We start from the raw sequence: 13,421 nt of genomic DNA on the forward strand, positions 1-13,421 counted from the left end.
CGCCGGGAAGGGCTAGCGGATGGTGACCTTGGTTCCGAGAGGTGTGTGTTCAAAGAACGTCTTGGCCATGTCTGCCGGGAGACGCACGCAACCGTGGCTGACCGGGTATCCGGTGACAAAGCCCACGTGCATGCCGTAGCCGCCCGTAATCCGCATCCAGTAGGGCATGGGGGCGGGGTCGAAGTAGGTTCCTGCGGGCGCGCCGCCGGCCCTGGCGTTATAGTCCCCGTTGACGACGGCACCGGTGGATTTGCTGCGCAGAACGCCGTACGTGCCGGATTTGTAGTTGGCGTCCTTCTGGATAATCTTGTAGGTTCCCTTGGGCGTGCCGAAGCCTTCCTTGCCGGAGGACATGGGAGAGACGCCCACCAGCGTGGCCCCTACATAGTAGAAGACTTTCTGCTGCTTGAGGTCAATGATGATGTGCTTTTCTCCCTGGATGCCCGAAGGCAGGTCCCAGTATCCCTGGCCCAGGCGGGCTTCCGGCGGCAGGTCCGTGTTCACGCCGGAGGTGGCGCCCACGCCGGACAGGTAGCTGTCCTGGCCGGACGCGCCCTGGATTTTCCCGGCGATTTTATCAAACAGGGGGGGCCTTCCATATGGATTGCAGGAAACGAGAATGGAACTGATAGAAGCTAATGCCAGTATGCCGGGTTTCATGGGAACGGGAGAATGACAGGCAGGTTATGGAGCCTGTCCGCCCTTTTGTCAAGATTTGCATGCTGTTATCCGTTGCTTATTCCGGGGGTATCTGTTATACACGGCGCAACCACCTCATCCATCCATATCTCCATGAGTGAACAATACGACCTTCTGAAAAGCATTCTTCTGGAAAAATCCGTGCGCACGGGAACCTTTACGCTGGCTTCCGGCAAGGTGTCAGACCTGTATGTGGACTGCCGCATGACCGCCCTGGACCCCGTGGGGGCCACGCTGGTTGGCGCGCTGGGCTGGAAGCTGGTGCAGGAGGAGATTCTGCCCCGTTTCCCGGAGGTGGCGGCCATTGGCGGAATGACCATGGGCGCAGACCCCATTTCCCTGGCCGTCGGCATGACCAGCGCTCTGGAAGGGGCTGAAAAGAAGCTCCAGGTGTTTACCGTGCGCAAGGAGCCGAAGGACCATGGCCGGGGACGCCGCATTGAGGGCAATTTCCAGGCCGGGGATACCGTGGTGGTGGTGGATGACGTCATTACGACGGGCGGCTCCACCCTGAAGGCGATTGACGCCATTGAGGCGGAAGGGGGCAAGGTAGCCGCCGCCCTGGTGCTGCTGGACCGCGAGGAAGGCGGCCGCCAGGCGATTGAGGAACGCGGCATTCCCGTTTATCCCCTGTACACCAGGACGTCCCTGCTGGGCAAATAATTTTTTTCCGTTCATGCTCCCCGCCCTGATCGGCATAAGCGGCCATGAAGTGGGCGCGGAAGAGGAGGCGGCCATCCTGCGTTTGCAGCCGGCCGGCTTCATCCTGTTTTCCCGGAATGTGGATTCCGTGGAGCAGGTGCGCAGCCTGACGGAAACGTTGCGGAAGCTCTGCCGCCACCATCCCGTCATTGCCGTGGACCAGGAGGGGGGCAGGGTTGTGCGCACCGCTTCCCTGGGCCTGAATTTGCCTTCTCCCGCTTCTCTGGCGCGGAGCGGCGGTTTTAACGGCATTGTGGAACTGGGCGCGGTGACGGCGATGGCGCTCCGGTACCTGGGGGTGAACCTGAATTTTGCCCCGGTACTGGATATTTGCCATGACCCGTCCGCGGCCAATGCGCTGCCCGGCCGCTGCTGGGGAGACAATCCCCAGGACGTGATTTCGCGCGGAGGCGTTTATTCCTCCAACCTGCGCCGGGGCGGCGTGCAAAGCTGCGGCAAGCATTTTCCCGGCATGGGGCGCGCCCAGGCGGACCCCCATTTCAGTCTTCCCGTGGTTGACCTGGATGAACGTGAGTTGTTCAAGACGGACCTGCTGCCCTTTCTGGCCCTGTGTCCGGAGCTTTCCTCCATCATGTCCGCCCATATCATGCTGCCGCAGATTGATCCCGATTATCCCGCCACCCTGTCCGAACGGGTGATCAGGGGGCTTCTGCGGGACAGGCTCGGCTTCCGGGGAGTGGTGTTTACGGATGATTTGTGCATGGGGGCGATTGCGGCGCGGCATGCTCCGGATGAAGCCGCCCTGCTTTCCCTGAAGGCCGGGTGCGATCTTCCCCTGATTTGCCATGACCCCCTCTCCTGGCTGGACGGCGTGGCTTCCCGCCTGGAAGGCCTGGACGCCTATGACCGGGATGATTCCTTCAAGCGGGTGGAGAAGCTGAGCGATTCCCTGTGCTTCCCGTTCCCGGAAAAGGCAGGACTGTGGGATTCCTGCCTGCGCCGCGCGGAGGCCTTGTGCCGCCTGGCGGAAGGGGAGGCGGATGAAGAGTCGCCTTCCTCTCCGGTTCAGAAGTATTGACGCGAATGCCGATGACGGCCTTATGCCGAAAGTGCGCCGGGAATGAAGCCGGGAGCTTTATCCCCGTGACAGGGGGAGGAAGGGAGTGTTTAAAGTCTGCTCCTTTTGCGGCGAGTCAACAGGATGGCCGTTCCAACCAGGCTCAGCGCGGCTGTAGCCGGTTCCGGCACGAGGTGGTTGTATTTGCTTGATGAATAGACTTTGACGTAGTCGATGTCGAACGCGGCTCCGGAGTTGGCCAGCGTATTCTGGTCAATTCCTTTATTAACCCCTGCATTTTCTACCCAGTTGCCTCCGATCTGCTGGTCGATGATCAGGTAAAATTCGTTTCCGTCTTTGTCAAAAGGCCAGTTTGCATTATTGGGCTTTTTAAAGGAGCCGGTTTCCTTTCCGTCCACATAAAAGGTGATGCCTTCTTCCGTCCATTCCATTCCGTAGGTGTGCCAGTTTGTTTTTTCAGCGCCGTCGCTCCAGCCGGGGGTGACCCCCTGGGATTTGTCTTGGTTTGGAACGCCGTTTTCAGACCAGTGGATCGTCTGGTAGACACGTCCTTCGTAATTCAAATGTTCCATGATGTCAATTTCCCCTCCTGCCGGCCATCCGATGCTGTCGGATTTGGGCATCATCCAGATAGCAGGCCAGACGCCCTGCACGCAATCGAATCTGGCGCGAACTTCTACGTAGCCGTATTGGAATTGGAAGGTTTTCAGAGAGTACACTCCTCCGCAGGCATAGGTCTGGGCTGGGGCGGTCTGATTGGTCTGGGTGGTGTAGTCTCCGTATTTTCCCCACAGGGTCATGGCGGAATTGCCGTCCTGTTCCCGGAATTCCACAAGGCTTTCGTCCTGGGATTGGTATTTGCGCCAATCCGGGGCGTTATGGTTTACGTAATCGATACGGCTCCAGTTGCGGGCATTCAGGGAGGGGCCGTCAAAGTCGTCTTCAAAAACAAGTTCCCAGTCTTTGCCGGAGACCCACGGGGTTGCCGCCAGGGCAGGCGGCCCGGCAAGGGAAACGATGGGGAAAAGAAGAAGGAGCGTTGTTCTGATGGACATAACAGGGAGGGGTGGGACAGGAGGAAGAGGCGTCAATGGCCAAGAACCGGGCCTTCAGCCCGAATATCGTGTAAGGGGGCTTTTCCTCGCTGGAGAGGTAGAGCCCCTTTTCTTCACAGGGGCATGCCCCTGTGAAGATTTCTTTATGGCAAGGATTGGTTTGTCATTGCAAGTTGGTTGTGGAAGGCTGCCCAATGTTAACGCGCAACGTTTCTGGCGGAATCCGCCTTGTACACGTGCAGTTCCGCCAGGCGGACCTTGCCCCCCTTCTGGAAGAGCTTGACGCGCAGCCTGTTGGTGGTGATAGGCTCAAACGTCCTCATGCACTTGATAAAGCCGTTGCCGGGGAGCTGGAGCATGCGCAGCACCTCTGGCTCATTGGCGTACATGGCTTTCTGCGCATCGCTGACGCCGGCGGTAGCGGCTCCCAGGGAACCCCAGTGGATGGGAATCCACTTGCCGCCCTTGTTGGCTTCAATGACGAGGCGGTTGTACCCCTTTTCAATCTTGATGTCCACGGCGCGCAGGGAGGCGGCGTTTTTCAGGGAGAGTTCCAGCACCAGGGGATCGTCTTCCGTGGGGGAGGCGTCCAGTTCCTCGATGGTGGTGGCGTCCCGGTCCAGCAGCTTGGCGGTGTCCACATGGCCTCCGGTGGAGGCTTTCAGCTTGTAGTCCGTGACTTCCTCCGTGGCGCTGCCCAGCAGCTTCAGTTCTCGCACGCGGCATTCCAGGCCGTGCCAGTCCGTGGAAACGCGGAACAGGCAGCGGGAGCCTTGCGTCAGGCAGGAGTCGTTCGGGGAGACCCAGGTTTTCTCCTTCTTCTTGTCGGTTTCATCATACACCTCTATCTGGTTGCCCTGGGAGGCGGCGGAGATGTAGGTGCCGTCCGGCAGGTGGAAGGAGCAACCCCAGTTGCCGTGGTCGCGGATCAGGATGCCCGGCACCCACAGGTGGTTGCAGTTAGTGACCGGGTGGGCTTTTTCCCCGCAGCCCACTTCAAAGCCGCCTACGGCGATGGGGCGGTCATATTCCACGTCCAGGTCGTTCACGCGCCATTTGATTTTGGCGCTCATTTTTTGCACGCCCGGCTGGGTGGGGCCGCTGAGCTCCTTCTTGTAGGAGTACACGTTCCACTGGCCGCCGAATTTGGAGTCGGGGGTCCAGGAAATGGTTTCCATGGGGGAGAAGGTGGTGGCGTCACTGAATTGGACGGTGCCGGCAAAGTCGTACTTGTAGGCGGAATTGGCCTTTCCTTCCAGTTCCTTGTCACGCTGGAGCCCGAGGGCGCGGCCCCCCAGCGGCTGCTGGACGTCCACGTTCAGGGAGTATTCCCCGGGCTGGGGCTTGTCGTCCTTCCGCTTGGGTTCAAAGAAGATGCGCACGTCCATGCCCAGGATCATTTCCGCACAGGTGGCCTTGGTGAGCTGGTCCAGGCCGGGAATGGCCATGATGGCTTTGGCGACGGGAAGGGCCCGGGCGTTGACGACGCTCATGAGCTTGAAGCGGCAGCCCTGTTCCACGGGGATGTTTTTCAGTTCCCGGATGGCGGATTTCAGGGAGCCGGGAGCCTTGGCGCCCAGCGCGGCGCTGACCATGGACCAGTTGCGCACATAGGTGTTCAGGAAGCGGGATTCCGTGTCAATGATGGGGGGAACCTTCCGGAAGGATTTGGCCTGGAATTCCGGCTTGCCCGTGATCGCCAGGTTCTGGCGTTCCGCGCACAGCGCCGTGATCCAGACGCTGGTGCGGATGTAGGTGCCGATGACCGGGTCTGCCGTCATCAGTTCCAGGCGGTTGGGGTTTTGCATCATGCCGCCGTCAAACGGGCGCAGGAGCGTCAGCTTCCAGCGGAACGCCTCCATGTTCTTGTAGTAGACTTCCGGGTTCGTGCGCCAGTAGGCGGGAAGGGCCCACATGATGGAGAGCGTCTCGGAGGAGTGGCCCTGGTCGCAGCCGCCGATGGGGCCTTCCCCGTACATGATGCGGCTGTTTTTAGTGTAGAGTTCCGGTCCCCCGCAGATGAGGGAGGCGATGTAGTACGGGCCGTGGCGGCCGGAGTAGGTGCCCCCGCATTCGCGGTTGGGTTCAAAGGTGAAGGCCTCCGTCATGCGGCCGTACGGGCCCATGCCGGTGGGGCAGATGGACTGGGCGTGGTCCATCATCTTGTCCAGCACGTCGTCTTCCGTGCGCGCCGGGGTTTTGCTGGCCAGCGCCAGGAACAGGCACATGTGGGAGCCGCCGATGCTGACGCCCGTGCCCGCATAGCCGGGGTGGATGCCGTGGCCGGTGACGAAGTCCCCGTAAAGAACCTCGTTTTTCATGCGCTGCACGCCGTTGCGGATGGCCGGCAGAACGGAGTTGTCCCGGTAGCGCAGCCAGTATTCGCACAGGAAGATGCCCGCGGAGGCCTGGGGGACGGCCCACCAGCACTGGGAGCCGGAGAAGGCGATGTACTGAGCCGCCTTTTTAATGACGGGATCATATTTCGGGTTGCCCGTGGCCATCAGGGCCAGCCCGGCCCAGCCCGTGTCGTAGTGGTTGCCGCAGTAGCCGCCCGGGCGTTCCCAGGAGCCGTCCTCGCGCTGCTGGGCCGCCAGCCATTCGCTCATCATGTGGACCACGGCCTTGCTCTTGGCGCAGTTTTTCGGGAAGCCGAGAGCGTAGCTTCCCAGCTGGGGAATCTTGAACGTGACGTTTTTCACGTATTTTTTCACGGAGTCCGGCAGGGTGGCGGAACCGCCCACATGGACAGCCACACCTACGGAGGCCGCCCCTCCGGGCGTTCCGGTGCCTTTCAGCTTCCAGTCTCCCTTGGGAATGTCAAAGACCAGGGAGGAGACGGCGTGAGCCAGCCACACCTTGCGCTCGGGGTCGTATTTGGCCGCGCCGTAGCCCACGCTGTATTGCAGGGGCTTGAGCTTGGTCAGCGGAACAGGGCCGCCGGGGCCTTCCAGCCTCAGGTCCGACCATTCGAAGCCGTCGCTGCCGATGCCGTTGCCGCCGTCATCCACATGAAGGCGCACCTGCTGGCCTCCCTTCACCGGAATGGAGAGGGAGACGGGCTTTTTGGCCCGTTCCTCCCGGAAGACTTCCTTCCAGAGCGGCTGGATGCCCTGGATTTTCTCTACGTTTTCCGCAGGAATGAGGTTCAGGGTGATTTTTCCGGCGCCTTCCGCCTTGTCCACCAGCAGGCCCGCGTGCATGTCCAGGCCGCGCCTGTCCTGGTGCTGGTAGGGACCGTAAAGCACATCCAGGCTTTGGGCCGTCTTGAAGGGCTGGCCGTCAATGCCCAGGATCAGGTCGCCCTCCTTCACGTATTTTTCAGCAGGGGAGCCTTCAATCACCTGGGTGACCATGTAGAGGTTCGCCACGGGTTCCCCGTTGGGGTCCAGCAGGGTTTTTGGGAAAAAGCCGCGGAAGTTCGTGTCCGGCCAGGAGGCGTCCAGGCCGCGGGCGCGGAAGCCCAGAGGGCCGAAGGTGGTGATCCAGCCCTTGGCCACTTCCTCGGAGTTGCCGAACCAGCTCGTGTACAGGTTGGCGTACTGCTTCCTCCACTGGTTCAGCGTCATGGCCTTGGCGAATTTTTTCACGTAGGCGTTGACGTCTCCCATGTTGGTGGTCTGCCTGGCGGCTTTTCCGCGCGGACGGCCGGGGGAGGCGGGTTTGACGGCAGCTTGTGCCGCCAGGGCCGGAGCATCCTTCTGTTTGGTGGGAGTTTCCGGTTCCGGCTGTTCCGCAGCCGTGGCGTCGTCTGCCGGAGCGTCCGCCTCTCCGGCAGGCTGTTCAGGTTCGGGAGCAGGTTCTTCCGCGGGAGTGGCGGAGCCGTCTTCGTCCTGTTCCTCAGGGGCACTGGCGGACGGCGTTTCTTCCGGCTGTTCCGCTGCTCCACCCGGGGGGGCCTCCGCGGCGGCGCTTTCCTGTTCAAAGGGGTCTTCCACTTCCGCAGCAGGCAGGGCGGCTTTCTTTTCCGGTTTGGGTGCTTCCTTCTTCTCTTTTTTGGGCTGCGTACTGGACGGTTCCTGCGGGGCGGCGGAGTCCTCCGCAGGCTTCTGCGTGTAGTAATAAGCGGCGCAGGCGCCTCCCAGCAGAATCAGGATAAGGATCCAGATGCCGGCGGAGCTTTTCTTTTTCCGGGGCTGGGAAAGGGGTACCGCATGGACGGGGGGCGCTCCTGCTGCGGGAGTGGCCAGGGTTCTCTGGTCGCGCTGGAGGGGCTCCACGGGAGTAGCCGGAAGCGGGGACTGCTCCGCGGCGGGATGAACGCCGGGCAGGGCATAAACCAGGTACATGGTGCCCAGGGCGGGAATTTCCCCCAGGGAGCCGGTGCGGAACTGGGCTTCAAAATCGTTTTTCAGCGGAAGGACTTCCTGTTCGATGTCCGTAGTTTCCGGATAACGCAGTTTTCCGCTTTCCGGATCGCGCACGGCAAGGCCCTGCGGACAGAATTCACGGACCAGGTATTGCACGTGGTTGGCGTCCGACGCGTAATAGACATGGCAGAGGGCATCCGTCTGCTTCAGTGACTGGATAAGGTAGCCGTTGATATTAAATCCGGAAGGCAGTGGGGGAGTGGTTTCCATGGTCAGGAGGCAATTGATAATCCAGCTACTTATTACCACATCCGGAGAGCTCTTTCAATGTAAAAGGGCGCTTTCCGGCTGCGGCGTGTGACGCGATTAATTGATTATTTACTTGAATACATGGCTATTATGTGGTGCAAGCAAGGCTCGATTTTTTGTTTTTTTCATTACGATCATGAGTTCCGACATTAGATTAGATGCCTTGCAGTACCATTCCCAGCCCCGCCCCGGCAAGGTGGAAACGCTGCCCTGCAAGCCCTGCTTTTCGCAACGGGATTTGACGCTTGCCTATTCTCCGGGCGTAGCCGAACCCTGCCTCCGCATCAAGGAGGATCCTTCCCAGAGCGCCCTGTACACAGGACGCTCCAACCTGGTGGGCGTGGTGACCAACGGCACCGCCGTTCTGGGCCTGGGCAACATCGGTCCGGATGCGGCCAAGCCGGTGATGGAAGGCAAGGGCGTTCTGTTCAAGGTGTTCGCGGACATTGACGTTTTTGACATTGAATTGAACGTCAAGGAGCCGGAAAAACTGATCGAGGTTATCAAGACCATGGAGCCCACCTTCGGCGCCATCAACCTGGAAGACATCAAGGCCCCGGAATGCTTCATGGTGGAGGAACGCCTCCGCGAGGAAATGAACATCCCCGTGTTCCATGACGACCAGCACGGAACGGCCGTCATCTCCGGCGCCGCCCTGCTGAACGCCGCAGAACTGACGGGCCGCAAGCTGGAAGACATGAAGGTGGTCGTCGTAGGGGCCGGGGCCGCGGGCATTTCCTGCGCCAAGTTTTACATGACGCTGGGCGTCCGCCGCGAACATATCTACATGTTTGACTCCAAGGGGCTGATTCATACCGGGCGCATCGACCTGCACGCCACGAAGGCCCAGTTCTCCCAGTCGGAGGACTGCTCACTGGATGAAGCCCTCACCGGGGCGGACGTGTTCCTGGGGCTTTCCACCAAGGGGCTGCTCACGCAGGACATGGTGAAGCTCATGGCTCCTTCCCCCATCATCTTCGCCTGCGCTAATCCGGATCCGGAAATTACGTACCAGGACGCCAAGAAGGCGCGCCCGGACTGCATCATGGGTTCCGGCCGTTCCGACTGGCCCAACCAGGTGAACAACGTCTCCTGCTTCCCCTTCATTTTCCGCGCCGCCCTGGACGTGCACGCTTCCGTCATCAATGAACAGATGAAGATTGCCGCCGCCCGGGCGTTGGCGGATCTGGCGAAGGAACCCGTTCCGCAGGAGGTGGTTGACCTGTACGGAGGCGCTCCCCTCAGCTTCGGCATCGATTACGTGATTCCCAAGCCCATCGATCCCCGCATCATTGAATGGGAATGCCCGGCAGTGGCCCAGGCGGCCATGATTTCCGGCGTGGCCCAGTCCCCCATCCGGGACATGGAGGCTTACACGCTTGAACTGCGCAAGCGCATTGCCGCCGCCCGGGAGCGCGTTTCCGGCGTAGTGCGCAGTTATTTGTAAACGGCTCCGGCGTAAAGCCGGAAAATCCATGCCGCCGTGGTACGCGCCCGGCGGCTGCATTTGGCCGGGGGAGGTCCGTTCCCCCGGTTTTTTATGCCGGGTAGCGGTGAGGCGGTGTTGAGCCCTTCATTTGGAAAGAGGCCTTCAGGGGGGACGCCTCCGGCCTCTGCCGCTTCCGGATGAATAGGCGGTTGAAGGGCGCACTGGCTTTTTCAATGTTCGTTCGTCCGCGCTCCGTTTTTTCAGTTGCCGCAAGGGGTTGCGGCTCTCCATCCGGCTGAGGGGAGGGAGGGGGGCGTTGGGCGGAACGGTTCAGTGCTTAGCCAGCGCGTTTCTGACCTGTTCCGTCTGTTCCCGGTCCGGGATGAGTTCCGCGAGAACCTGGCTGTTTTCCTCCAGGGCGTCAAGCTGGTCGAAGTCTTCCGCCGTGCGGATGGCCAGGTAGCGCATGCCCCATTGTTCCGCAATGGCCTTGAAGGAGTAGGCGTGGGGCTGCACAAGCAGGTTACGCATGGCTTCCGAATGGCTGGCCGCTCCGGGCAGGGCGCGGAAAATGCCGCCCCCGCCGTTGTTGATGACGCCGAGCACGCGGGTTCCCTTGTCCAGCTGGGGGAGGAGGGCCAGGGCGTTGGAATCGTACATGGCGGTCAGGTCCCCCACGAGGGCCCAGGAACGGGAACACCGGGCGGAGACCCCCAGAAAGCCGGAGATTTGCCCGTCAATGCCGTTGGCCCCGCGGTTGGCGCGGACGTTTTCCGTGGGGACGGCCATCTGGGCGAAGCTGTTCCAGTACCGCACGGGCATGGAGTTGCCCAGGTAAATGCAGTCGCCGTCCGCGGCAAAGCAGGAGAAGGCGCGCACCATGGCCTGCTCGCTGTCCGGGCAGGTGATGAGCAGTTCCTCCATCAGGGCCTTCCTGCGCTTGTTCATGGCGCGCAGGCCGTTGACGTCCCCCACGGGGTCCACGTCGCCCAGAGCGTGCAGAATGGCTTCCAGGTCTCCGGTGACGACGGCGGAGGGGCGGGCCAGCCCGGAGAATCCGGTGCGGGTGACGGAGAAGACTTCCGTGGAAGGGATGTCCTCCAGGTCGCGCCAGAAGCGGGCCACGGGCACGTCCCCTATTCTGAGCAGGATGGCGGGCGGGTTTTCCCTCAGCAGGGCGTCCGCATCCGTCAGGGCCAGATGGGCCAGTTCCTCCCGGAGGCCGGAGGTGGCGTCCGCCACCACGGGGGCTTTCAGTTCATTGGCCAGCCACCGGGCCGGAGCCTGTTCCGTCGGGTCCAGGCCGCCCAGCATGACCACCAGCCCGTCGCGCGATTTGAAGCGCAGGGCCCGGGCCAGCTCCGCCAGGGAGCCCCGGAAGTCGTTTTCCTCCGGAGGTTCCGCCGGGTAAAGGTCACAGTTCCCGGGATTCCAGGCGGGGTCCGGGTCCGGCAGGCAGACGTTGATGTGCAGGGGAGAGGCGTAATCCCAGTCTTCCAGAATGTCTTCCGGCAGGCTGTCCGGTGTTTCCAGGTCAATTGTGGGCGCGTAAATGCCGAACAGGTCCGCCTGTTCGATGGCCTGCGGAGCGGCGGAGCCGCGGTAGTCCGCCGGGCGGTCCGCCGTGAGCAGGAGCAGGGGACGGCGCTGGTAGTAAGCCTCCACTACGGCGGGGAGCAGTTCCGCCGCCGCCGTGCCGGACGTGGTGACCACGGCTACGGGAAGCCCCATGTCCTGAATGCGTCCCAGGGCAAAGAACGCGGCGGAGCGTTCGTCAAAGTGGGTCCATTTCACCAGGTCCTCCGCGGCGGCCAGCACCTGGAGCAGCGCCATGTTGCGCGCGCCGGGGCAGACCACCCATTCACAGATGCCGCCCAGGCAGCACTGGGCCAGCAGGGATTTGACGAAGGATGCGGAGGCACTCACGGGAATCAGCCTTGTTTTTTGGCCGCCTTGGCCGCTTTTTCAGCCAGCTTGGCCTTTTCCTCTTCCGAGAGAATGCGCGGGAAGACGGGGGCCGGGTCATTGATGCGGTGCCCTGCGGGGAGGATTCCCCAGGCCAGCGTATCCGGCGTGCGGCCCTGGAACAGGTCCGCGGCGTTGAGCTGGTCCAGGATGCGGGCGGAAGCGTCCGGCAGGACGCAGCCGATGAGGTAGCCCGTCTGGGCGCAGCATTCCAGCAGGTGGCGCAGCACGCAGCGGAGTCGCGGCGCGGCGGCCTCATCCTTGGCAAGCTGCCAGGGCTGCTGCTGTTCAATATACGCGTTGCAGGCGGAAACCTGGGCATTCAGGGCCGCCAGGGCATCGGAGACCATGTTGTCGTCCATGTATTTGGAGAACAGGGTGACGGCCTGGTCCATGGTGACGCGCAGGGCCTTGGAGGCTTCGTCATCGTATTCCTCCGCACCGGAGATGGCGGAGTCGCAGTAGCGGCGCGTCATGTTGATGGAACGGTTGCACAGGTTGCCGAGGTCATTGGCCAGCTCCGTGTTGTACAGCATGACCAGGCGGTCCGCGTCAAAGTTGGCGTCCTTTCCGGTGGTGATGTCTCGCACCAGGTAATAGCGCACGGGTTCCGGGCCGAATTGTTCCGCCAGCAGGTTGGGGTCCACCACGTTGCCGATGGACTTGGACATTTTTTCCCCGTTGATGTTCCACCAGCCGTGGACGAGCAGGGTGGGCATTTCCTCGTCGGAGAAGCCCATGGCATGCAGCATGGCGGGCCAGTACACGCCGTGGGCGGGCACCAGGATGTCCTTGCCGATCACTTCGCAGTCCGCGGGCCAGAGCTTGGAGAATTCCGGCAGCCCGCTGTCCGGTTCCGCCAGGTAACCGGCGAAGGAGACGTAATTGATGAGAGCGTCAAACCAGACGTAAGTCACGAATTCCGGGTCAAACGGAAGTTCTATTCCCCAGGAAAGGCGGCTCTTGGGGCGGGAAATGCAGAGGTCCGAGTCAAAGTCAATGGCATTGAGCACCTCCGCCTTGCGGAAGGCCGGAAGAACGAAGCCGCTGCTCTTTTCCACGAACTTCTTCATCCACTCCACATGGTCGGTCAGGCGGAAGTACCAGTTTTCTTCCTCCAGTTCCACCACTTCCCCCCATTCCGGGCCGAAGTTGCCTTCCGCGTCCCTCTCCTTGTCCGTCAGGAATTGTTCCTGGCGCACGGAGTAGAATCCCTTGTAGGATTTTTTGTAAAGCTGCCCCCTGTCCTTCAGGTTCGTCAGGATTTTCTGCACGCAGGCCTTGTGGCGCGGATCCGTGGTGGAGGCCCACCCGTCATTGCTGATGCCCAGGCGTTCCCACAGGGCCAGGAATTTGGCTGTGATGTTGTCCACATGCTCCTGCGGCGTAATGCCCAGTTTTTCCGCCGTCTGCTGTACTTTTTGCCCATGCTGGTCCACCCCGGTCAGGAAATAGACTTCCTCCCCCTTCATCCGGTGCCAGCGCGCGAGAACGTCCGCAAGGACTTTTTCATAGGCGTGCCCGATGTGGGGCGGTCCGTTGGTGTAGTCAATGGCCGTGGTGATATAGTACATGCGGGGAACGATACTCCTTTCCTTCCGTTTTGCAAGCAAAGTCACTCCCTGCCAGTGTTCGGGGAGTGAAGACCGGCGTTTGCCCTCACACTGCCGGGAGCGCGCATGCCGATGCGGCAGCTGAAAAAGAAAATGAACGCAGGAGAACGAATATTAAGAGAGATTCCTTGAATAGCGGCCTTTGGCCATGCATTTTTAATGCCACAGAGGCCGGCGGTGCTCCCCGGAGGTTTTTCCCGGACAACCCCGGAAAGGGGTGTTTAGCCGTCCTGTTCTTTCAGCGGTGTTTCTCCCAGACGCCGGCGGTGACCGGCTGGGAATCTGGTGAATCGCAAGTGC

The 13,421-nt window shown here is 61.4% G+C and carries 8 protein-coding genes; 3 read left to right on the forward strand and 5 right to left on the reverse strand.

The features are described from left to right. Window positions 1–12: 12 nt before the first annotated feature. Window positions 13–660: a L,D-transpeptidase gene (locus tag HJW02_RS08905; protein WP_102722484.1), complete on the reverse strand. Its 648-nt coding sequence runs from the start codon at window positions 658–660 to the stop codon at window positions 13–15. 132 nt (window positions 661–792) lie between these two features. Between HJW02_RS08905 and pyrE the strand changes: the two genes are divergently transcribed. Together pyrE and nagZ are read left to right on the forward strand one after the other, a co-directional pair. Further along, a complete protein-coding gene (gene pyrE / locus HJW02_RS08910) occupies window positions 793–1,362 on the forward strand; it encodes an orotate phosphoribosyltransferase (protein ID WP_022397339.1) in 570 nt (189 codons plus the stop codon). A 13-nt stretch (window positions 1,363–1,375) separates the two neighbouring features. Beyond that, entirely contained in the window at window positions 1,376–2,440 is a 1,065-nt protein-coding gene (gene nagZ / locus HJW02_RS08915; protein ID WP_102722483.1) for a beta-N-acetylhexosaminidase, read from the forward strand. An 89-nt stretch (window positions 2,441–2,529) separates the two neighbouring features. Here the strand turns inward: nagZ and HJW02_RS08920 are convergent, their stop codons facing one another. Both HJW02_RS08920 and HJW02_RS08925 read right to left on the reverse strand, forming a co-directional pair. After that, the gene (locus tag HJW02_RS08920) at window positions 2,530–3,495 is read right to left on the reverse strand and encodes a family 16 glycosylhydrolase (protein WP_102722482.1); all 966 of its coding nucleotides are present in this window, start codon (window positions 3,493–3,495) and stop codon (window positions 2,530–2,532) included. A 197-nt stretch (window positions 3,496–3,692) separates the two neighbouring features. Beyond that, window positions 3,693–8,075: a DUF6288 domain-containing protein gene (locus HJW02_RS08925; protein WP_102722481.1), complete on the reverse strand. Its 4,383-nt coding sequence runs from the start codon at window positions 8,073–8,075 to the stop codon at window positions 3,693–3,695. A gap of 175 nt (window positions 8,076–8,250) precedes the next feature. On the opposite strand from HJW02_RS08925, the gene HJW02_RS08930 reads away from it, so the two are divergent. Next, a complete protein-coding gene (locus HJW02_RS08930; protein ID WP_102722480.1) occupies window positions 8,251–9,561 on the forward strand; it encodes a malic enzyme-like NAD(P)-binding protein in 1,311 nt (436 codons plus the stop codon). Window positions 9,562–9,873: 312 nt separating this feature from the next. Here HJW02_RS08930 and menD read toward each other — a convergent pair whose 3' ends face one another. Together menD and HJW02_RS08940 are read right to left on the reverse strand one after the other, a co-directional pair. Next, entirely contained in the window at window positions 9,874–11,469 is a 1,596-nt protein-coding gene (menD, locus tag HJW02_RS08935) for a 2-succinyl-5-enolpyruvyl-6-hydroxy-3-cyclohexene-1-carboxylic-acid synthase (RefSeq protein ID WP_180971828.1), read from the reverse strand. 5 nt (window positions 11,470–11,474) lie between these two features. Then, a complete protein-coding gene (locus HJW02_RS08940) occupies window positions 11,475–13,202 on the reverse strand; it encodes a class I tRNA ligase family protein (protein WP_279538378.1) in 1,728 nt (575 codons plus the stop codon). Window positions 13,203–13,421: the final 219 nt, after the last annotated feature.

It is taken from the genome of Akkermansia sp. GGCC_0220 (assembly GCF_017566105.1).
Taxonomy (GTDB): Bacteria; Verrucomicrobiota; Verrucomicrobiia; order Verrucomicrobiales; family Akkermansiaceae; genus Akkermansia; species Akkermansia massiliensis.